Annotated in this window: 17 protein-coding genes and 1 pseudogene; 14 read left to right on the top strand and 4 right to left on the bottom strand. The window is 64.6% G+C overall.

The window, feature by feature from the left end:
* Window positions 1–22 precede the first annotated feature (22 nt).
* Window positions 23–1,636: a FadD3 family acyl-CoA ligase gene (locus tag LOY26_RS15275; protein WP_258713744.1), complete on the top strand. Its 1,614-nt coding sequence runs from the start codon at window positions 23–25 to the stop codon at window positions 1,634–1,636.
* Between the two features lie 39 nt (window positions 1,637–1,675).
* On the opposite strand, the gene LOY26_RS15270 is transcribed toward LOY26_RS15275, so the two are convergent.
* Window positions 1,676–2,461 carry an enoyl-CoA hydratase gene (locus LOY26_RS15270; RefSeq protein ID WP_258713743.1) on the bottom strand — a complete coding sequence of 262 codons (786 nt, stop codon included), beginning with the start codon at window positions 2,459–2,461 and terminating at the stop codon, window positions 1,676–1,678.
* Window positions 2,462–2,609: 148 nt separating this feature from the next.
* On the opposite strand from LOY26_RS15270, the gene LOY26_RS15265 reads away from it, so the two are divergent.
* From LOY26_RS15265 to LOY26_RS15215, 11 genes and pseudogenes are all read left to right on the top strand, one after another.
* Window positions 2,610–3,395, top strand: a complete 786-nt coding sequence (locus tag LOY26_RS15265) for an SDR family oxidoreductase (protein ID WP_258713742.1) — start codon at window positions 2,610–2,612, stop codon at window positions 3,393–3,395.
* Between the two features lie 57 nt (window positions 3,396–3,452).
* Window positions 3,453–4,424, top strand: coding sequence for a bifunctional MaoC family dehydratase N-terminal/OB-fold nucleic acid binding domain-containing protein (locus LOY26_RS15260; RefSeq protein WP_186664363.1), 972 nt, complete (start codon window positions 3,453–3,455; stop codon window positions 4,422–4,424).
* Window positions 4,425–4,432: 8 nt separating this feature from the next.
* Complete coding sequence (locus tag LOY26_RS15255; RefSeq protein ID WP_186664361.1) at window positions 4,433–5,566, top strand: acyl-CoA dehydrogenase family protein; 1,134 nt, start codon at window positions 4,433–4,435, stop codon at window positions 5,564–5,566.
* A complete protein-coding gene (locus LOY26_RS15250; protein ID WP_186664359.1) occupies window positions 5,538–5,957 on the top strand; it encodes a MaoC family dehydratase in 420 nt (139 codons plus the stop codon). Before LOY26_RS15255 ends, LOY26_RS15250 begins: the two co-directional genes overlap by 29 nt.
* Before the next feature lie 18 nt (window positions 5,958–5,975).
* Window positions 5,976–7,154 carry a lipid-transfer protein gene (locus LOY26_RS15245; protein WP_186664357.1) on the top strand — a complete coding sequence of 393 codons (1,179 nt, stop codon included), beginning with the start codon at window positions 5,976–5,978 and terminating at the stop codon, window positions 7,152–7,154.
* A gap of 11 nt (window positions 7,155–7,165) precedes the next feature.
* On the top strand, window positions 7,166–8,335 hold the full coding sequence (locus LOY26_RS15240) for an acyl-CoA dehydrogenase family protein (RefSeq protein ID WP_258713741.1): 1,170 nt from the start codon (window positions 7,166–7,168) through the stop codon (window positions 8,333–8,335).
* A 45-nt stretch (window positions 8,336–8,380) separates the two neighbouring features.
* Window positions 8,381–9,568, top strand: a complete 1,188-nt coding sequence (locus tag LOY26_RS15235; RefSeq protein WP_258713740.1) for an acyl-CoA dehydrogenase family protein — start codon at window positions 8,381–8,383, stop codon at window positions 9,566–9,568.
* Window positions 9,569–9,581: 13 nt separating this feature from the next.
* On the top strand, window positions 9,582–10,736 hold the full coding sequence (locus LOY26_RS15230) for an acyl-CoA dehydrogenase family protein (RefSeq protein WP_258713739.1): 1,155 nt from the start codon (window positions 9,582–9,584) through the stop codon (window positions 10,734–10,736).
* Window positions 10,737–10,739: 3 nt separating this feature from the next.
* The gene (locus tag LOY26_RS15225; RefSeq protein WP_186664348.1) at window positions 10,740–12,428 is read left to right on the top strand and encodes a class I adenylate-forming enzyme family protein; all 1,689 of its coding nucleotides are present in this window, start codon (window positions 10,740–10,742) and stop codon (window positions 12,426–12,428) included.
* 88 nt (window positions 12,429–12,516) lie between these two features.
* On the top strand, window positions 12,517–13,896 hold the full coding sequence (locus LOY26_RS15220; protein ID WP_186664346.1) for a DUF1329 domain-containing protein: 1,380 nt from the start codon (window positions 12,517–12,519) through the stop codon (window positions 13,894–13,896).
* Window positions 13,897–13,946: 50 nt separating this feature from the next.
* Window positions 13,947–14,287 (top strand): annotated as a pseudogene (locus LOY26_RS15215) (transposase); the annotation flags it as partial.
* 45 nt (window positions 14,288–14,332) lie between these two features.
* On the opposite strand, the gene LOY26_RS15210 reads toward LOY26_RS15215, so the two are convergent.
* The 3 genes from LOY26_RS15210 to LOY26_RS15200 form a co-directional block, all read right to left on the bottom strand.
* Entirely contained in the window at window positions 14,333–16,462 is a 2,130-nt protein-coding gene (locus LOY26_RS15210) for an FAD-dependent oxidoreductase (RefSeq protein WP_186664344.1), read from the bottom strand.
* A 68-nt stretch (window positions 16,463–16,530) separates the two neighbouring features.
* Window positions 16,531–17,361: an alpha/beta fold hydrolase gene (locus tag LOY26_RS15205; protein ID WP_186664342.1), complete on the bottom strand. Its 831-nt coding sequence runs from the start codon at window positions 17,359–17,361 to the stop codon at window positions 16,531–16,533.
* Between the two features lie 17 nt (window positions 17,362–17,378).
* Complete coding sequence (locus LOY26_RS15200; protein ID WP_186664340.1) at window positions 17,379–18,713, bottom strand: MFS transporter; 1,335 nt, start codon at window positions 18,711–18,713, stop codon at window positions 17,379–17,381.
* A 227-nt stretch (window positions 18,714–18,940) separates the two neighbouring features.
* On the opposite strand from LOY26_RS15200, the gene LOY26_RS15195 reads away from it, so the two are divergent.
* A complete protein-coding gene (locus LOY26_RS15195) occupies window positions 18,941–19,675 on the top strand; it encodes an SDR family NAD(P)-dependent oxidoreductase (protein ID WP_186664338.1) in 735 nt (244 codons plus the stop codon).
* A gap of 14 nt (window positions 19,676–19,689) precedes the next feature.
* Window positions 19,690–20,463, top strand: coding sequence for an SDR family NAD(P)-dependent oxidoreductase (locus LOY26_RS15190; RefSeq protein WP_186664336.1), 774 nt, complete (start codon window positions 19,690–19,692; stop codon window positions 20,461–20,463).
* Window position 20,464: the final 1 nt, after the last annotated feature.

Below are 20,464 nucleotides of genomic sequence, written 5' to 3'. Positions count from 1 at the left end.
CCCGACTGCCGAGTCCGTGACCATGACAGCATGTTCCGTTTCCCCAGGCACCCTGAATACCTGGGACCCGTTGCCCCTATCGATCCCCGCTCTGATGTTCGCCAGTGCCGAGCGTTACGCCGGCCGGGCGGCGATCGAGGAGCAGGGTGTTGTTACCGATTACCGTGACCTGCCCGCGCTGGCCCTGCAGGTGTGCCGCAGCTTGATGGCCCTGGGCATCGAAGCGGGCGACCGCGTGGCCATCTGGGCGCCCAACTGCCGCGACTGGGTGATCGCCGCGCTTGGCGTGCATTGCGCCGGCGCGGTGCTGGTCCCGATCAACACGCGTATGAAAGGCGCCGAGGCGGCCGACATCCTGCTGCGCAGCGAGGCCCGTGTGTTGCTGATGCAAGGGCAGTTTCTGGGTGTGGACTACCCGGCAATGCTGCAGCCACTGTGCCCCGTGAGCCTGCAGCAGCGGGTGTTGCTGGGGGCAGCGCAGGCCTGTGCGGGCGTAGACCTGGACTGGCCGGCGTTCATTGCCAAAGGCGCTGCGGTCAGTGACTTGCAGGCGCGCCAGCGTGCGGCGGGGGTCGGCCCACGGGACTTGTCCGACCTGTTGTTCACCTCCGGCACCACCGGCAAACCCAAGGGCGTGATGAGCGCCCATGGGCAAACCCTGCGCGCCTTTCACCAGTACGTGAAGGTCATCGGCCTGCAGCCAGGCGACCGCTACCTGATCATCAACCCGTTTTTCCATGCTTTTGGCTACAAGGCCGGCTGGCTGACCTGCCTGCTGGCCGGCGCCACCATCCTGCCGCATGCCGTGTTCGATGCCGAAGCGGTGTTTCAGCGCATTGCCGCCGAGCGCATCAGCGTACTGCCCGGGCCACCGACTCTGTACCTGTCGATGCTGGCGCACCCGCGCCTGGCCCAGACCAACCTGTCGAGCCTGCGCATTGCCGTCACCGGCTCGTCGACCATACCGCCGGTGCTGATCGAGCGCATGCGCCATGAGCTCGGCGTGGCCGTGGTGACCACTGCCTACGGCCTGACCGAATGCGGCGGGTTGGCCACCATCTGCAACCCTGATGACCCGGCAGAAGTGATCGCGGGCACCAGCGGTCGGGCGATCGAGGACACCCAAGTGAGCATCCGCTCGGGGCGCAACGAACCGGTGTCCGCCGGCGAATCGGGGGAGATCTGCCTGCGCGGCTTCCATGTGATGCGCGGCTACTTCAACGACCCCGAGGCCACCGCGCAGGCCATCGACGCTGACGGCTGGCTGCACACCGGTGATATCGGCCACCTCGACGCCAATGGCAACCTGAAGATCACCGACCGGCTCAAGGACATGTTCATCGTCGGGGGCTTCAACTGTTACCCGGCAGAGATCGAGGCCGGCCTGATCGAACACCCGGCCATTGCCCAGGTGGCGGTCATCGGCGTGGCAGATGAGCGCATGGGGGAGGTGGGCTGCGCCTGTGTGGTGCTGCGCCAGGGCCAGCAGCTGGACGCGCCGTCACTCATCGCCTGGGCGCGGGAGCGCATGGCCAACTACAAAGTGCCGCGGCATGTGCGCTTCTTCCAGGCATTGCCGGTCAATGCATCGAACAAAGTGGTCAAGGGTGAGCTGCGCGACGCAGTGGGTGCCTGAAACGGCAAGGGCGGCGTTGCGCCGCCCTTGCCGTGGGCTTCAACGCCCCTCGAAACGTGCCGGGCGTTTCTCGATGAACGCCTGCATGCCTTCTTGCTGGTCGCGCGAGGCAAACAGCAGGGCATTGGCCTTGCGCTCCAGGGCAAGGCCGGCTTCCAGCGGCGCGTCCATCCCGGCCAGAATCACTTCTTTTATCTGCTCGGCCGCCAAGGGTGGCATCGCGGCGATCACGTCGGCCAGCTTCAGCGCCTGCGCCAGCACCTGGTCATCCTCCACCACCTCGCTGACCAGCCCTGCCACCCAGGCCTCTTCGGCTGTGATCGGCTGCCCGGTCAGCGCCATGCGCATGGCCTTGACCTTGCCCACCGCGCGCACCAGGCGCTGGGTACCGCCGATGCCGGGCATGATGCCGATGCGAATCTCGGGCTGACAAAACCGCGCACTGCGCCCAGCAACGATGATGTCGGCCAGCATCGCCAGCTCGCAGCCACCGCCGTAGGCATAACCACACACCGCTGCAATCACAGGCTTCGGGCAATGCTGGATCGGTGCCCAGACGCGCTCGGTATGGCGCTGGTAGATGTCGATCGGCCCCACCCCCGCCAGGCTGTTGATGTCGCCACCGGCGGCGAACACTGTGTCGCCGCCGGTCAACACGATGCAGCGCACCTCGCTGTTGTTGGCCAGCTCGCTGAAGTACTGCGACAGCAATGCCTGCAACGCCAGGCTCAGGGCATTGGTGGCGTGCGGGCGGTTGAGCCGCACCAGGGCGACGCCTTGGGCCGGGTACTCCAGCAGTACCGGCGCGTTCAGTGAGTCAGACATGGTCAACCTCAGGCAGAAGGCGCCAGCGGGCGGGCGCCGTTGCGCGGATTGTTGCGATCACGCCCCCGGTTTTCATCGTCCGTTCAGACGACGAGGGCGGCGCACATTGCCCTTAGAGTGAAGCTCAATACAGGCTGAGGAATGCGCCATGAGCAGTCACGCGGGGCTGGATTACACAGGCAAGGTGGTGTTGGTCACCGGGGGTACCAAAGGTATCGGCGCAGGCATTGCCCGCAGCTTTCTGGCGGCCGGCGCCAAGGTGGTCGTGTGTGGCCGCACAGCGCCCGAGCAATTGCCCCGCGTGGGGTACGCCCAGGCCGATTTCATCGCCGCCGACGTGCGCGACCTGGCCGCGCTGCAAGGCCTGTTCGACACCCTGCGCAAGGACTACGGGCGCCTGGATGTGCTGATCAACAACGCCGGCGGCAGCCCGTCGGCAGAGGCCGCCAGTGCCTCGCCACGGTTTCATGAGGGGGTGATCCGCCTCAACCTGATTGCCCCGTTGAATGTTGCCCAGCAGGCCAACCTGTTGATGCAGGCGCAGGCCGACGGCGGCTGCATCGTCTTCATCGGCAGCATCAGCGGCTTGCGCGCCTCCCCAGGCACGGCCGCCTACGGTGCCGCCAAGGCCGGTGTATTGGCCTTGGTGCAGTCGCTTGCTGCGGAATGGGCACCCAAGGTGCGCGTGGTGGCGGTCAGCCCGGGCCTGGTACGCACCGAGCTTGCCCACCTGCATTACGGCGACGATGCCGGTATCGCGGCGGTCAGTGCCGGCATCCCGGCGGGGCGCATGGCCTCGCCCGAAGATATCGGCAACGCCTGCTTGTACATCGCATCCCCCCTGGCCGGTTACGCCAGCGGTTGCAACCTGTTGCTGCACGGGGGCGGCGAGCGCCCGGCTTATCTCGGCGTGGCGCAGGTCGCGCCGCACTGATCGACCCACGTCGGCGTTGCAGTCGTGGGCGCCGCTTAGAACACGCAGGAGACGAACTTGGCTGATCCACAATTGCTATCCGAAGTGCGCGCCCTGATCGGCCGCCAATACGGGCGTGTCAATGCCTGGGACGAGGTCAACGCGCCGATGATTCGCCAGTGGTGCGAAGTCATCGGCCTGGACAACCCGCTCTACACCGACCCTGTGGCTGCAGCCAACAGCTGCAACGACGGCATTGTCGCACCGCCGCCCATGCTGCAGATCTGGTGCATGGAAGGCTTCCATATCAACAACTATGCCCCAGGGTCGACTGCCGAAAACCCTTACGAAGTGCTCGGCCTGATCGAGCGTTATGGCTACCCCTCGGTGGTGGCGGTGAACTCCGAGCTGACCTTCGAGCGCAACCTGCGCCTGGGCGAGAAGCTCTACTACACCACGCGCCTGGAATCGGTCGGCGATGAGAAAACCACCGGCCTGGGCACCGGTTTTTTTGTCACCTTGATCATGGACTACTACGCACAACAGGCCAGCGGTGACGAGAAAGTCGGCGAACTGCTGTTCCGGGTGTTCAAGTTCCGCCCAGCCCAGGCGCACACCCCCGACAAGCCCGCCCAACCGGAGCCGGTGCTGGCCAAGCGGCCGAAGCCTGGGGTCAGCGATGACACCCGGTACTTCTGGGACGGCTGCAAGCAAGGCCAGTTGCTGATCCAGCGTTGTACCCAGTGCGCGACCTTGCGCCACCCGCCAGCGCCGGTCTGTATCGCCTGTCACAGCTTCGAATGGGACACCCTGGCGGCCAGCGGCAAGGGGCAGCTGTATTCCTTCGTGGTCATGCACTACCCCGAAGTGGCGCCGTTCGACCACCCCAACCCGATCGGTCTGATCGAGTTGGACGAAGGCGTGCGCCTGATCGCCGGCCTGGTTGGGGTCGCACGTGAAGACCTGCGCATCGGTCAGCGAGTGCAGGTCGAGTTCCAGACCTTCGACGACGACTTGGCGTTGCCGTTGTTCCGGCCACTGGCAGAGTAGGGGGCAGCATGGATTTCGAACTCAATGAAGACCAGCGCGCCATTGCCGAAATGGCAGGCAGCCTGATGAGCGATTACTGCACCGACGAGTGCCTGCGCGACTGGGACCTGTCGGGGCAGCCCTACATGCAAGCGCTGTGGGCGAGCTGTGTCGAAACCGGCCTGCACGCACTGGCCATCCCGGAGGCTGCCGGCGGCAGTGGCTTGGGCATGACCGAGTTGATCCAGGTGCTCGATGCCCAGGGCGGTGCCTTGGCGCAGGTGCCGCTGTGGCGGCATCAGCTGGCGGCGGCCACCCTGGCTGAATTCGGCGGTGCGGCCCTGGCGCCTTGGGTAGCGCAAGCGGCGACGGCCAGCAGTTTGCTGAGCCTGACCCTCGACGGCCTGACCAACGTGCGCGGTATAGAGCTGCTGGCGACGGCCGACGGGCCTGACTGGCAGCTGAGCGGGCGCGTTGCAGCGCTGCCACTGGCCGAACAATCGGCGGCAGCGCTGTTGCCGGCGCGGGTGCTGGGGCAGCCGCGGCTGGTGCTGCTGGACCTGTCTCAAGCCGGTGTCTGCAAGGTGCCGGGGGTGATGACCCATGGCGAAGCGCACGCTGAAGTACACCTGCAGGGCGTGCGCATCAGCGCCAGCCAGGTGCTGCCTGAAGCGGCCCTGGGCTGGCTGGCGCCGCGTGCGATTGCTGCATTGGCCGCGTTGCAACTGGGCGTCAGCGCCGAGCAGGTGCACCGCACGGTGGCCTACATCAGCGAGCGCCAGCAGTTCGACCGCGCCATTGGCAGCTTTCAGGCAGTGCAAATGAGCATGGCCGACACCCATGTGCAACTGGAGGTGCTGCGCAGCGCGCTCTGGCAGCTGTGCTACCGCCTCGACGCGGGCCTGCCGGCCCCCAGCGAGGCCTTGGCCACGGCGTACCTGGCGTGTGAGGCCGGGCACCGTATCGGCCATACCGCACAACACGTGCATGGCGGCATCGGGGTTGACCTGACGTACCCGATTCACCGGTTCCTGTATTGGAGCCGCGCCCTGAGCAGTGCTTTGGGAGGGTCGTCGGCGATCCTGGAGCAGCTTGGCGACTGGCTGAACGAAAACGACACCTTGGGATGGAAATATGACCTCGAAGAACACCAAGCGCTTTGACGACGTGCAGCCCGGCGAACGACTGCCGGAGCTGACGATCCCGATCACCGTCGGCCTGATTGCCGGCGGGGCGATTGCCACCCGTGACTACTTCCCGGGCCATCACGACCTGGAGGCGGCCCAGGCGCTGGGCTCACCGCATATTTTCATGAACATCCTCACCACCAATGGCCTGGTGCAACGCTTCATCGAGCAATGGACCGGCCCCGAAGTGCAGTTTCGTGCCCTGAAAATCAAGTTGGGGGCACCGAACTACCCCGGGGACAGCATGACCTTCAGTGGTGAAGTGACGCATCAGGATGCCGCGACGCGCAGCCTGGAAGTGACCCTCCGGGGCAAGAACTCCATGGGCAATCACGTGACCGGCACGGTCGCGCTGGTTCTGCCTTAATTCGCGGGGACAACACAGATGATGCATTCGTCGATTTCCGGGCGCGCCGCCATTGTCGGCTTGGGCGCGACCGAGTTTTCCAAGCACTCCGGGCGCACCGAGCTGCGCCTTGCCATGGAAGCCACATTGGCCGCGCTCAAGGACGCGGGTATCGACCCCGGCGAAGTGGAGGGTTTCAGCTCCTACTCGGTGGACAAGGTGCCCGAGTACGAGATTGCACGCTTGCTGGGCTGCAAGGACGTCAAGTTCTTCTCCCAGGTGCCGCACGGCGGCGGTGCGGCATGCGGGCCGGTGATGCACGCGGCGATGGCCGTGGCCACCGGTGTGGCCAAGGTGGTGGTGGTGTACCGGGCGATGAACGAGCGCTCCTGGTACCGCTTTGGCACCGGCAACTATGGCTTCGCCTCGACGCCGACCTTCGAGAACGTCAATTACGGCTGGTACATGCCGCATGGCTTCCATACCCCGGCGGCTTGGGTGGGGATGTTCGCGCAACGCTACATGCACACTTACGGCGCCACCTCCGAAGACTTCGGCCGGGTGGCGGTGGCCGTGCGCGATTTTGCCGCCAGCAACCCCCAGGCGTTCTTCTACGGCAAGCCGATTACCCTGGAAGAGCATCAGGCCTCGCGCTGGATCTGCGAGCCCTTGCACCTGCTCGATTGCTGCCAGGAGTCCGATGGGGCGGTGGCGATGGTCATCACCTCGGCCGAGCGTGCCCGTGATCTGAAGCAAAAACCGGTGATCATCAAGGCCGGCGCCCAGGGCATCAGTGCCGGCCAGCAAGTCATGACCTCGTACTACCGCGACGACATTACCGGCCTGCCCGAGATGGGCGTGGTTGCCAAGGCGCTGTACGGCCAGTCGGGGCTGGGCCCGGACGCGTTTCAGACGGCGATCATCTATGACCACTTCACCCCCTTCGTGCTGCCGCAACTGGAAGAGTTCGGCTTTGTCGAACGCGGGGAGGCGAAGGCGTTCATCCGCGCCGGCCACCATGCCCGTGGTGGCAAGCTGCCGATCAATACCCATGGCGGCCAGTTGGGCGAGGCCTACATCCACGGCATGAACGGCATCGCCGAAGCGGTACGCCAGGTGCGCGGTACGGCCGTGAACCAGGTGGCCGATGTAGAAAACGTGCTGGTCACCGCCGGTACCGGCGTGCCCACCAGCGGCCTGATTCTCGGCGCGGTTTGAGGAGTGCCCCCATGTTCGTCGACCTTACCCCCGAGCAGCGAGCGCTGCGCCTGAAGGTTCGGGATTATTTCCAGAACCTGATGACCCCCGAACTGCGCCAGCAGATGCGCGGCACCGAAGGCGGCGAGCTGTTTCGCCGCACCATCGCCCAGATCGGCCGTGACGGCTGGCTCGCCGTAGGCTGGCCAAAAGCCTATGGCGGCCAGGGCTACGCGGCCACCGAGCAGTTGATCTTCTTCGAAGAGGCCAATATTGCCGGTGCGCCGCTGCCGTTCGTGACCATCAGCACGGTCGGGCCGGCCTTGATGGCCCATGGCTCGGCGCTGCAGAAAGAGAAGTTTCTGCCCGGTATCGCCGCCGGTGAAATCAACTTTGCCATCGGTTATTCCGAAGCCAGCGCCGGCAGCGACCTGGCGGTGCTGAAAACCAGCGCACGTGAAGATGCCGAGGGTTTTCTGGTCAATGGCAGCAAGCTTTGGACATCCGGCGCCGACTCGGCCGATTACATCTGGCTGGCGGCCCGTACCGACCCCGAACGGCCGCGCCACAGGGGCATATCGATCCTGATTCTGGACACCCAGGCCGAGGGTTTTTCCAGCACGTTGATCCCGACCTCGGGGAACCCCACGGCGGCCACGTATTACGATAACGTACGGGTCCCCCGGGAGATGCTGGTGGGCGAGCTGCACGGTGGCTGGAAGCTGATCACCGCGCAGCTCAATCACGAGCGCCTGGGCCTGGGCGCCTGGTCAGACAAAGTGGTCAGCCTGTTCAGCCGGGTGTACCTGTGGGCGCGTTGCGCCGACGAGCAGGGCCAGCGTGCCACCGACCATGCCTGGGTACGGCGTGATCTGGCAGAGTGCTATGCCAGGCTTGAGGCCATGCGCCTGATCAACTTCCGCATCGCCGCCGACCTTGAGCGCGACCGGGTTGATGTCGCGCTCGCGTCGACAACCAAGGTTTATGGCTCGGAGTCGGCTATCGAGATCCTGCGCAAGTTGTCGGCCATCGTCGGTGCCAGTGGCTTGACCCGGGCAGGCTCAGCAGCCGCCTACCTGCAGGGTGAGCTGGAGTATGAAGTGCGGGCTTCGGTGAACCTGACCTTTGGTGGTGGTACCAATGAAATCCAGCGCGAGTTGATCGCCCAGTTTGGTCTGGGCATGCCACGCGCGCAGCGTTGAACCACCGCCAGATGAATAACAATAACGTCCCTGCAAGGTGAACGAATGAGCGCAATCGAGCAATTCAGGCAAGCGACGCGTGACTGGCTGGAGGCCAACTGCCCCGCGTCGCTGCGCACGCCTACCCCCGACGGGGAGATCGTCTGGGGCGGCCGTCAGGTGGACTTCCCAAGCGACGATGCCCGCGTGTGGTTCGAGCGCATGCGCGACAAAGGTTGGTTTTGCCCACAATGGCCCGTCGAGTACGGCGGCGCAGGCCTGGGTGCCGAGTACAACGCCGTGCTCGAAAGCGAACTGCGCAGGCTCAAGTGCCGGCCGCCGCAAATCAACCTGGGTATCTGGATGCTCGGCCCGGTGCTGCTGGAATTTGCCAGCGAGGCACAGAAGCAGGCACTGCTGCCGCCGATGTGCCGCGGCGAAGTGCGCTGGTGCCAGGGCTTTTCCGAACCCAATGCCGGCTCCGACCTTGCCAGCCTGAAAACCTCGGCCATCGCCGAGGGCGATGACTTCGTGATCAATGGCACCAAGATCTGGACCTCCTACGGTGACAAATCCGACTGGATGTATGCGCTGGTGCGCACCGACCCCAAGGCGCCGAAGCACCAGGGCATCAGCCTGATCGTGCTGGACATGACAAGCCCCGGGGTCAGCGTAGCGCCGATCGACCTGATCAGCGGCAAGTCGGCGTTCTGCCAGGTGTTCTTCGACAATGTCCGGGTTCCGCGAAGCCAGCTGATCGGCCCGCTCAACGGCGGATGGGACCTGGGCAAGCGCTTGTTGCAGCACGAGCGCAAGGCCATGTCCAAGTTCGGCGAGTTCAGCCTGCCGACGCATTTCCACCTGCTGCCGCTGATCGAGCAATACCTGCCCGCCAGCCAGGCACCCGCCGACCAGGCGTTGCGCGCCCGTGCCCAGGCCTGTGCGATGAACGAGCACGCCTACAACCTGACCGTGCAGCGCATGGGCGAGGAGGGGCGGGCCGGCCGGGACACCAGCGCGCTGATGGCAATCATGAAGCTGGTGCATACCGAGCAGGAGCGCGACAAGTTCGAGGTGCTGCTCGACGCCCTCGGCTATCGCGCGCTGGGTGTTGCCGATGAGCCGTTCAGTGCCCAGGAACTGGCGATTACCCGCGGCTGGCTCAACAGCTATGCCTTGACCATCTCTGGCGGCTCGTCGGAAGTGCAGTTGAATGTGATCGCCAAGCGGGTCTTGAACCTGCCAAGCGCCTGAGGGGAGTTTGACCATGAGTCTGGTGTATAGCGATGAGCAACGCCTGTTGGCCGACAGTGCCCATGAGTTTCTGGCGGCGCGCAGCCCGGTAGCGGCGCAGCGCCAGCTGCGAGACCTGGCACAGCCGCCGGGGTATGACCGGCAGGTGTGGCAAGAGGCTGTTGGCCTGGGTTGGACTGGCATACCGTTTCCCGAGGCCCTGGGTGGGCTGGATTTTGGTTGCATGGGCCTGGGGCCGATTTTCGAAGCCATTGGCAAGAACCTCTCGGCGTCGCCGTTGTTGTCCAGCGTGGTGCTGGGGGGGTCGCTGCTGCACTTGGTGGGCTCACCTGCGCAGCAGGACCCGTGGCTGACGGCGCTGATCAGCGGTGAGCGGCGCCTGGCCCTGGCGCTGGATGAAAAGCCACGGCACGACCCGGCCCACACCGCACTGGCGGCGACGGCCGTGCCGGGCGGTTACCGCCTGGATGGCGAGAAGTATTTCGTGATTGACGGCCTTGGCGCGGATGCCTACCTGGTGGCGGCCCGTACGGCCGGGCAGGCTGGGGAAGAGCAGGGGGTCAGCCTGTTCCTGGTGCCGGCCGACACGCCGGGGCTGCAGGCCAATGCGCTGTCGTTGATCGATTCACGCAACTGCGCGTGGCTGCGCCTGAGTGCCGTGCACCTTGGCGAGGATGCCTTGCTCGGCAGCGCAGGCGCGGCCTGGGCAGCGCTGGACGAAGCCCTCGACCGCGGCCGGGTGTGCCTTGCGGCAGAAATGCTCGGCGCTGCCGAGCAGCTGTTTGCCATGACCCTGGAATACCTCAAGACCCGCGTGCAGTTCGATGTGCCGATCGGTTCGTTCCAGGCCCTGCAGCACCGGGCGGCACGCTTGTACGTGGAGTTGCAGCTGGCCCGCAGCGCGGTGATGGCCGGGTTGTCGGCACTGGATGACGGCACGCTGAGCGCCAGCGAACGTGGCCGCCTGGTCAGCCTGGCCAAATGGAAGGCCGGTGAAGCCGCGGCGCAGGTCAGCAATGAAACGGTGCAGATGCATGGCGGCATCGGCGTCACCGACGAGCTGGACGTCGGCCTGTACCTCAAGCGCATTCGGGTGGCTCAGGCCTGCCTGGGTGACAGTGACTTTCAGTGCGCGCGCTATGGCGCCCTCAAGTCTTTGGAGAAGTGAACAATGAACCTGCAACAGTGGCGTACCACCTGGCAGCAGTTGATTGGCCCAGGCTCGCCGTACGAGGTGGTGTCTGCGGCCGAGGGTGGGGTACGGTATTTTCGCAATGCGGCCGCGAACCTGCTTGAGGCCATCGATATTGGCCGTGCGCACGGCGAGCGTGAGTTTCTGGTATGGGAGCAGCAGCGCCTGACCTTCACTGCGTTCTTTGACCAGGCCGACCGGCTGGCCGCGCAACTGGTGCAGCGCTTTGCGGTGCGCCCAGGTGATCGGGTAGCCATCGCCATGCGCAACCAGCCGGCGTGGCTGGTGGCGTTCGTCGCCATCCAGCGCTGTGGGGCGGTGTGTGTACCGCTCAACAGCTGGGGGCTGCGTGACGAGTTGTTCCATGGCCTGCAGGACAGCGGCGCCCAGGTGCTGGTGTGCGACGAACAGCGCCAGCAGCTGCTGGCAGGCGACCTGCTCGAAGAGCGGCTACTCAGTATTGTGGTCGGCATGCCGCCAGGGCAACCGCTGCCAGCCAACTGCCAGCGTTTCGAGGCGCTGATCGAGGCCCCCGCGCTGAGCTTGCCAGCGATCACCATCGCCCCGGATGACCCTGCGCTGATCCTCTACACCTCTGGTACCACGAGCCGCGCCAAAGGTGTGCTTTCCAGTCACCGGGCCATTTGCCAGGCATTGGCAGCGCTGGAGTTTCAGGCCGCGTTCTGCGCCATGAGCTCGCCCGAGCGGATCAAGGCGGTGATCGCCAGCGGCCTGGCGCCGACCAACCTGATGGCGGTGCCGTTGTTTCATGTCAGTGGGTTGCATGCGCAGTTCTTGCTGGCGCTGCGCAGTGGCCGGCGCTTGTTGCTGATGTACAAGTGGGACGTGGAAAAAGCCTTCGACCTGATCCGCGACGAGCGTTGCACCCAGTTCAATGGCGCGCCGGTGATGATGCAGCAGTTGCTCGGCTCGCCGCGCTTCGACAGCCGTGACAGCGACAGCTTGTACGGCCTTGGCCTGGGCGGTGCGGCGGCGTCCGGCCGGCTGCTGTCGCACATCACCAAGTGCAAGCCCCTGGCCATCAGCGGCAGTGGCTACGGCCTGACCGAAAGCAATGGCATCTGCGCGGCGGTGGGCGGCGATCAGTTCGTCTACAAACCTGACTCGGTCGGCTGGCCGCTGCCGATCGTCGATGTGTGCATCGGCCCCCACCCGACGTCGCCGCTGCCGCCGGGCCAGACGGGGCTGATCTGGTTGCGCTCGCCGACCTTGATGACGGCCTACTGGCAGTTGCCGCAGACCAGCGCCGAGACGCTGCAGGACGGCTGGTTGGACACCGGCGATATTGGCCATCTGGACGAGGAGGGCTTCCTGTTCATCACCGACCGGGCCAAGGACATGATCAACCGCGCCGGCGAGATGATTTCTGCCAGTGAAGTGGAGTCCTGTATCTGCGAGATGCCTGGGGTGCTTGAAGCGGCCGCCTTTGCGGTAGCCGACGAGGCTTTGGGTGAGCGCCTGGCGCTGGTCGTGCGCAGCGAGCTGCAGCCACCGCCCTCCAGCGAGCAGGTGTGCACTTTCATTGGCCAGCGCCTGGCAGCCTACAAGGTCCCGGCAGAGGTCCATACGGCGTACACCCCGTTGCCGCGTAATGCGTCGGGCAAACTGGTCAAGGCGCAGGTCAGGCAATTGGTGGTCGGCGCGTGACTGTGTAGTCTTTCCGGACGATGTTCTCCCCAGCAGATCAGGAACAATGGAGTACCCCAGTAGTCCTGGTCTGCGAAGGAGCCACCCGATGAAAATAACAAAAGGCGTGATGTTCGTAGCTTCATTAGCTGTCAATGTCGGCCTGCAAGGCAACGCACTTGCGCAAGTTTCGCCCGAAGAAGCGGCGAAGCTCGGTAAGGAACTCACCTGTGTCGGTGCAGAAAAAGCCGGCAACGCCGAAGGTACCATCCCGCCCTACACCGGTAAGTACCTGGGAGAAGTGCCGGGCTGGAACCATGTGAAATTCTCCGGTGATCAACCGGTGGACCCCTACGCGAACGAGCAGCCGATCCTGGTGATCACGGCGCAGAACATGAGCCAGTACGAAAGCCACCTGACCGAAGGGCAGAAGGCATTGCTCAAGCGTTACCCCACCACCTACAAGATGAACATCTACCCAGGCCATCGCGACTTCCGCTACCCGGACTACGTCTGCGAGCGGGTCAAGTACAACGCCTTGAATGCCAAGCTGGTCGACGACGGCATGGGCATCGAAGGCCTCGGCCAGGTGCCGTTCCCGATCCCCAGGAACGGGCTGGAGCTGCTGTGGAATCACCAACTTCCGGCGCGTGCCTATACCGAAGAAAAGATCAGCGACCTGGCGTCGGTACTGCCCAACGGCAGCATCGGCTGGGGGCGTGCCCATGCGCGAAACATGTCGCAGGCCAACTCACCGACGGTCGAGCCCAAGACCGAGGACTCGGTCCAGGCGATGAGCTGGAACACCACCTTGAAGCCTGCCCGGGACAATGGTGTGGTAAGCATCTCGCATGAGCCCTACAACTTCCTCGCCAACCCGCGCCAGGCCTGGAGCTACAGCCCTTCGACGCGGCGCGTGCGGCAGTTGCCCGGGTACGGTTACGACCAACCGATGATCGGTACCAACGGCACCATGACCGTGGATGAAGACCGCCTGTACAACGGCTCGCCCGAACGCTACAACTGGAAGCTGATCGGCAAGCGCGAGATCTACGTACCCGCCAACGCGTACAAGCCCAACGCCGGCGATGTGAAATACGCAAACTTGCTGACCCCTAACCACCCCAACCCGGACTACATGCGCTATGAGTTGCGTCGGGTGTGGGTGCTGGAGGCAACCTTGAAAGAAGGCTATCGCCATGTGTATGGCAAGCGCGTGCTGTTCATCGACGAGGACACCTGGAACTCGGTGCTTTCGGACAACTACGACAGCCGTGGCGCATTGTGGAAGCATGCGATGGTCAACTACTACTACCACCCGGACATGAGCGCCTGGCAAGCGGGTTCGCAGTTCTTCATGGACCTGAACTCGGGCCAGTACACCGGCTACGGCATGACCAACGAAGCGAAGAAGGGGCCGGTCCTCAACGAAGCCAAGTTCACCCCGGACATGTACACCGCTGATGCGGCGCGGGCGATGGGGCGTTAACGGGGCCTGCACCGGTTACATTTGGGGCCGCTTTGCGGCCCTTTCCCGTCCTGCACCTCAAGCTCAATCATCAAGGTTTGATCGACATGCAAAAACGTGATGATTGACTCAACCGCAGTACGTGTACCCCGAGCCTCCAAAATCCACATGCTCTGCGACGCCAACGGGATAGCGTTGCGCTTCCTACTCTCTGGCGGTCAAGCCAGACATCAATTACGCCCAGCTGCTGCTGGACGAAGTCAGCATTCCGTCAACCCAACGTGGCCGCCCGCGCAAACGCTGTAAATGGTTGCTTGCTGACACGGGCTACGACGCCGAAGTGCTACGCCGCTACTGCGACAAATATCGAATGCAACCCGTCATCCCTCTGCGCTTGATGAAGCGCAAGCCTAGTGTGGTGTTTCAGAAGTGCCAATGAAACACCACACTAACGAGATCAAGCTTCGCGCCCCGCCCGGTGACCCGCTGCAATCGCCCCTTCGATATAACCCAAGTTCTCACAATCACCAATACTGACGACTTTGAAACCGGCACGGCCCAGGGCATCGCTCAAGGTGGTATCCGGCATTGCACCGCTCGCCAGTACCACTGAATCGCCGCGCACCTCGCCCGCTTCACCCTCGGCCGTTTGATAGCGCACGCGGTTGCCTTCAATCGCCGTGACGGTAATCCCCGTCAACAGTTGCCCGCCATGTTCACGAATGCCATGCAGTACCCGCCAACGGCGCACGATGGCCAGTTCCCGGCCGAGGTGGCTCGAACTTTCCAGCACGCACACCTGGCGCCCACGCTCGATGAGGAACTCCGCCAGCTCCAGCCCCACCAGCCCACCGCCGATGATAGTCACGCGCTTGCCCAGGGGCATCCAGACATGCGAAAGCTTCTGCATGGCTTCGGTGCTGTCGGTAACGCCGATCAGGCTGCCGGCCTTCATCATGGCGCGCTGGGCCAGCGACAGTTTGCGTTTGGCGATGGCCTCGGCGCGATCTCCGGTCATCAAGCGGCGCAGCTCATCGCCACTCCACACATGGTCCTGGTCGGCGCCGGGTATGTCGGGGGCTGCGCGCTGGGCGCCGGTGGCGACGATCACCTGGTCGACCGCAAGCTCACGCAGCAGCGCTGCATCCACCGCGGTGCCAAGGCGCACCTCGATGGGCAGTTGGCGGACCTGGTGCTGCAGGTTGTCGAGCAGGCGGCCGTTTTCCGGGTAGGCGAGGGCGGCAAAGAACAAGGTACCGCCGAGGCGCTCGCCACGTTCCAGCAAGGTCACCCGGTGCCCGCGCAAGGCGGCGACACGTGCGGCTTCCAGGCCGGCCGGGCCGGCGCCGACCACCGCCACGTGCTGCACGGTGGTGGCCGGGCTGATCACCCGCTCGACCTCGTGACCGGTTTGCGGGTTGACTGCGCACTTCACACGTTCATTGATGAAGATCTGGCTGACACACACATAGCAATAGATGCACGGGCGGACAGCCTGCAGCTGGCCAGCGGCGAGTTTGTTGGGCAACTCGGGGTCGGCTAGCAGCTTGCGGCCCATGGCGATGTAGTCGCATTGGCCGGTGGCAATTGCCTGTTCGCCGACCTCCGGCTCGATGCGCCCCACCGCGATCACCGGCACATTCACACACTGCTTGATGGCTGCTGTCCACTCCAGAAACCCCGCGGGTTTCTGCACCAGCGGCGCTTGCGTGAAGGCGACGCCACTGGTGGTGGCGGCATACGCCGACACGCTGATGGCGTCCGCCCCAGAGGCCTCGGCCAGCTTCGCCACTGCCTGCGCGTCAGCCAAGGTGATACCGCCAGGGGTGTGCATTTCTTCGGCATCCAGCCGCAGCCACACACCAAAGCTGGGCCCGACCCGGGCGCGCACGGCGGCCAGCACTTGCAGCAGCAAGCGTGCGCGGTTTTCCAACACACCGCCGTACTGGTCTTCGCGGCGGTTGTAATACGGCGACAGGAACCCGGCGAGGATGTAGTTGTGCGCGGCATGCAGCTCGACGCCATCGAAACCCGCCCGCTGTGCCCGCTCGGCTGCGGCGGCGAACCATTCGACCATCTGCGCGATGTCGTCCTGGTCCATCACGCGCATTTCGATACCGCCCTTGCGCCCGCGCACGGCGCTGACAAACGAGGCCAGCTCTTCCGGGGTCAGGGCCTGCATCATGTCGGAGCTGCTGGCAGGGGGCAGCGAAGGCACCCACAACGGCCGGCCTGCAGCCATGTCGCGTATGGCGTTCTTGCCCGCGTGCTGCAGTTGCATGGCGATTTTTGCGCCGTGCTTGTGCACGCGTTCGGCCAGGCGCGCAAGGCCTGGGATGAACGCATCGGAAGAGACGCCGACCTGGTATGGTTCGGCAGTGCCGGCCGGAAACGCGATGGCACACACGCCCATGATGAGCAAGCCCGCGCCACCGGCGGCGCGGGCTTCATAGTAGGCCTGGATGCGTTCGCCGCAGTGGCCGTCGGCCTCGGCATAGTTGGAGCCCATGGGCGCCATGATCAGGCGGTTACGCAACTGCAACGGGCCTATTCGCCCAGGTGCAAGCAAGTGGGACAAGTTTGTCATTGTTATCTCAGCCCTTGGAGGTAACGAGCGTGTGCGGCAGCGACCAGGCTGTCGCTGCCGCACAGGGCTCATGCGTGGCGAAGGAAGTCCAGGCACTCGCGGTTGAACAACTCACGGTGTTCGACCTGAACCCAGTGGCCGCATCGGTTGAGCACAATAAAGCGGGCGTTGGGGGCGTTGTCGAGCACTTTCATGGCACCGCCCACTGGGTTGAAGTTGTCGTTGGTGCCCCAGAAACCGAGGATCGGCACCTGCAACTCTTCAAGGCGCTCGGTCATGTTCGGCACCATCATGGTCGAGAACAGGCAGCGCGGCTGATGCGCCGCTACCGCCACACGCTCGGCTAGCAGGCTGTCGGGCAGCTGTGAGGCATCGAACAGTTGCAGGCTCATGATCTGGCGCATTTTGTCGATGTCCAGCGGGCCTGCATTGAACAGCTCGACCATGCGCTGGATGCCGATCTTCTTGAAGTAGGTTTCACGCTCTTCGACACCGCCCGGTGCCATCAGGATCAGCTTGTCGAGCAGCGCGGGCTCGGCCAGGCCCAGGCCGATGGCAATGGCGCCGCCCAGGGAATTGCCGAGCAGGGTGCAGCGCTGGATGTCGAGGGCCTTGAGCAGGGCGGACACCGCACTGACAAAGAAGTCCAGGTCGTACTGGATGTTATCGGGTTTGTCCGAGCGACCGAAGCCGGGCAGGTCGATGACCAGGTTGCGAAAGCCGGCGGCCACGAAGTCGGGGTAGTTGCCTTTGAAGTTGCTGTAGCCACTGGCGCCTGGCCCACTGCCGTGCAACCACAGCACCACGGGGCCACTGCCTTCGTCGAGGTAGTGCAGGCGCAGGCCGTTGTCCAGGGTGACGAAGTGGCCTACGGGCAGCGGTAGGTCTTGTTCTGACATCTTCTGTTCTCCATTCATCAGGCGGTTACTGCGGTTTCAGGGGCGGCGGGCTGGGCTGCCGATTGCACCATGCGAGCGCGGTAGCGCGGCAGGGCCATGCCCAGGAATACGGTGGAAAGCATCAGCATTGATATCGACGTCGCCAGCGCATAGCGCAAGGCTTCAGTGCCCAGGGCCGGGGCGAACCAGTCGCTGAGCACGCCGATCAGCAGCGGGCCGACGCCAACCCCGAGCAAGGTCATGGCCATGACGAATATCGACGTGGCCTGGGCCAGGCGCGCGGCCGGGAACAGGTGGGTTACCGCGCCCAGGCACGGGGTTGCCCACCAGGTGCCGAAGAAGGCAAAGCCTGCATAGAACAGGAACGCAGTAGGGACCGGCGTGTTGCCCAGGTGAAACAGAATGCCGGTAGGCCAAAGGAAGTACGCCAGGCCGAACGGGATGCTGACCAGGGTGGCCAGCAACGGCACACCGATTTGCCAGCCCGCGTCGCGGCGGGCCATGCGGTCAGAGATGATGCCGCAGGCCAAGGTGCCGAAGGTGGCACCTGTGCCGCCCACCACGCCGACCAGGAACCCGGCATCCTGCAAGTTCAAACCGTGGGAGCGGATCAGAAAGCTGGGGCTCCAGGTACCGATCGCGTAACCGGCAATCGCGCTGGAAGCACCGGTCAGCAGCAGCCAGACAAACGAGGGGGTTTCCATCAGTTTGGCTACGGTGGTGGCCCAGCCTTCCTGAATCACTTCGACCTTGAGTTGCGCCTGGCTGGCGATTTTCGGCGCGCGTACCGTCAGCCACAGCAGCAGCCCGAGCAGAATGCCCGGTACGCCGATGATCAGAAACGCCGAACGCCAGCCATAGTGCTGGGCGATCCAGCCGCCGAAACCCAGGCCGAAGATTGCCCCGAAACTGGAGCCGAGCATCAGGATGGACAGCGCGGTAGAGCGGTTTTTCGCCGGGTACAGCTGCGAGATCATCGCCACCGAAGGCGCTGTGCCTCCGGCTTCGCCCACGGCTACGCCGATGCGCGCCAGCACCAGCAGCCAGAAGCTGGTGGCCAGGCCGCAGGCCATGGTCATCACGCTCCAGGCGATGCAACAGGCGGCAATCACCGGTTTTGGCCCGATGCGGTCGGAAAGCCGCCCCAGCGGGAAGCCGAACAGGGTGTAGAACACCGCGAAGGTCACGCCCGAGAGCAGGCCGATGCCGGTATCGGAGATGCCGAATTCGGCCTTGACCGGTTCGATCAGGATCGCCATCAGTTGCCGGTCGATGTAGTTGAAGATGTAAATCACGGCCAGCACGAACAGTGCGTAGTGGCTGCGCCAGGTGACGCGGATCGATGAGTTCACAACGGATGCTCCCGGTCTTGTTCTAGTAAGCAGGAGCCTCGCACTTCTTGCAGCCGCCTGCATCGTCCATTCAGACCAGCCGCGTGCCCTGCGCTGGGTAAACGACGCTGCGTAGTCTTATCGGACGATGTTGGGGTGTTGGCCAGCGTTGATGATTTGTCCCGTGCTCGACCGCCCGGCCTACCGTGCCGGCGATCGAGGTAGCCAAGGCATGCGGGAGATCAACGATGAAGTTAGCGAACAAAGTGGCCCTGATCACCGGTGCCGGGCAAGGCATGGGCCGGGCGATCGCCCAGCGCTTTGCCCAGGCCGGCGCTTGGGTGGTGGCGGCCGACATCAACCTGCAGGCTGCCCGGCAAACGGTCGAAGGCCTGGGCGAGAACGCCCTGGCATTGGCCTGCAATGTCGCCGACAGCGCCTCGGTGGTGGCGGCCATGGCGGCAATCGAAGCGCGCTTCGGGCGGCTGGACATTCTGGTCAACAACGCCGGTGTGGGCTCGGTCGACACCCTGGTCGACACCCCGGATGAGCATTGGCAGCGGGTCATCGGCGTCAATCTCACGGGCACCTTCTTGTGCAGCCGCGAAGGCGTGCGCCTGATGCACAAGCACGCCACCCAGGGCGCGCTGATCAATATTTCCAGCACGGCGGCCATGACCGGTGAAGGCCCGGGCCATTACTGCGCGGCCAAAGCCGGTGTGATGGGGCTTACCCGCAGCATGGCGCGGGAGCTGGCGGCCAGTGGCATTCGCGTCAACACCTTGGTCCCTGGGCCTACCAACACGCCAATGATGGCCGACATCCCCGAGCAGTGGCTGCAGGACATGCTCAAGGCCATCCCCCTCGGACGCATGGGCGAGACCGATGAAATTGCCCGGGCGGCGGTGTTTCTGGCCAGCGCGGACGCCAGCTTCATTACCGGTCAGAACCTCGCCGTCAACGGCGGCATGGCCTTCATTTGAACCGGGAGCAGAGCATGAGCAGACGACTGCAAGGCAAGGTGGCATTCATTACCGGCGCGGGTTCAGGGATCGGTGCTGCCACCGCCACGCGCATGGCTGAGGAAGGCGCCAAGGTGGTGCTGTGCGGGCGCACCCTGGCGCCCCTGGACGCGGTGGCCAGTGCCATTCGTGAGGCCGGCGGCCAGGCCGAATCGGCTGTGGCCGACGTCAGCGATGAACAGGCCTTTGTCGGTGCCATCGAGGCCGCTGCCAAGCGCCATGGGCGCCTGGACATTCTGGTCAACAATGCCATGGCCTACACCTGGGGCCCGATCGAGGCCACCACCCGCGCTGACTGGCACGCCAACTTCAGCACCACGGTCGACGGCACGTTCTGGGGCACACGCACGGCAATGGCGCTGATGAAGGCTCACAGCGGCGGGGCGATCGTCAATATCGCGTCGATCTGTGGCCTGTTCGGCACCCCCGGCATGGCCGGTTACTCCGCCGCCAAGGCCGCCGTGATCAACTTCAGCCGCGCGGCCGCCAGCGAGGGCGCCAGCCATGATGTGCGGTGCAACGTGGTGGTGCCAGGGGTGATCGACACCCCGGCGACGGCGGGCATGCTCGCTGATGCACGCGCACGCGCCAACACCGAGAAGCTGATCCCCCTGCGTCGGGTGGGCCTGCCCCTTGAGGTGGCCAACGCGATCGTCTTTCTGGTCAGTGACGAAGCGTCCTATATCACCGGCGCCTGCCTGCCGGTGGATGGCGGGCGCAGCTCGGAACTCTACACGGTGCTGGAGTGAT

Source organism: Pseudomonas sp. B21-047, assembly GCF_024748775.1.
Taxonomy (GTDB): domain Bacteria; phylum Pseudomonadota; class Gammaproteobacteria; order Pseudomonadales; family Pseudomonadaceae; genus Aquipseudomonas; species Aquipseudomonas capeferrum.
The sequence above is the reverse complement of the archived record's forward strand: the minus strand, read 5'-3'. Positions and strand labels throughout refer to the sequence as shown.

Bases quoted from the DNA above. Each gene is read 5' to 3' on its own strand.
- LOY26_RS15275 (WP_258713744.1), top strand. From the start codon at position 23: ATGACAGCATGTTCCGTTTCCCCAGGCACCCTGAATACCTGGGACCCG.
- LOY26_RS15270 (WP_258713743.1), bottom strand. From the start codon at position 2,461: ATGTCTGACTCACTGAACGCGCCGGTACTGCTGGAGTACCCGGCCCAA.
- LOY26_RS15265 (WP_258713742.1), top strand. From the start codon at position 2,610: ATGAGCAGTCACGCGGGGCTGGATTACACAGGCAAGGTGGTGTTGGTC.
- LOY26_RS15255 (WP_186664361.1), top strand. From the start codon at position 4,433: ATGGATTTCGAACTCAATGAAGACCAGCGCGCCATTGCCGAAATGGCA.
- LOY26_RS15250 (WP_186664359.1), top strand. From the start codon at position 5,538: ATGACCTCGAAGAACACCAAGCGCTTTGACGACGTGCAGCCCGGCGAA.
- LOY26_RS15245 (WP_186664357.1), top strand. From the start codon at position 5,976: ATGATGCATTCGTCGATTTCCGGGCGCGCCGCCATTGTCGGCTTGGGC.
- LOY26_RS15240 (WP_258713741.1), top strand. From the start codon at position 7,166: ATGTTCGTCGACCTTACCCCCGAGCAGCGAGCGCTGCGCCTGAAGGTT.
- LOY26_RS15235 (WP_258713740.1), top strand. From the start codon at position 8,381: ATGAGCGCAATCGAGCAATTCAGGCAAGCGACGCGTGACTGGCTGGAG.
- LOY26_RS15230 (WP_258713739.1), top strand. From the start codon at position 9,582: ATGAGTCTGGTGTATAGCGATGAGCAACGCCTGTTGGCCGACAGTGCC.
- LOY26_RS15225 (WP_186664348.1), top strand. From the start codon at position 10,740: ATGAACCTGCAACAGTGGCGTACCACCTGGCAGCAGTTGATTGGCCCA.
- LOY26_RS15220 (WP_186664346.1), top strand. From the start codon at position 12,517: ATGAAAATAACAAAAGGCGTGATGTTCGTAGCTTCATTAGCTGTCAAT.
- LOY26_RS15210 (WP_186664344.1), bottom strand. From the start codon at position 16,462: ATGACAAACTTGTCCCACTTGCTTGCACCTGGGCGAATAGGCCCGTTG.
- LOY26_RS15205 (WP_186664342.1), bottom strand. From the start codon at position 17,361: ATGTCAGAACAAGACCTACCGCTGCCCGTAGGCCACTTCGTCACCCTG.
- LOY26_RS15195 (WP_186664338.1), top strand. From the start codon at position 18,941: ATGAAGTTAGCGAACAAAGTGGCCCTGATCACCGGTGCCGGGCAAGGC.
- LOY26_RS15190 (WP_186664336.1), top strand. From the start codon at position 19,690: ATGAGCAGACGACTGCAAGGCAAGGTGGCATTCATTACCGGCGCGGGT.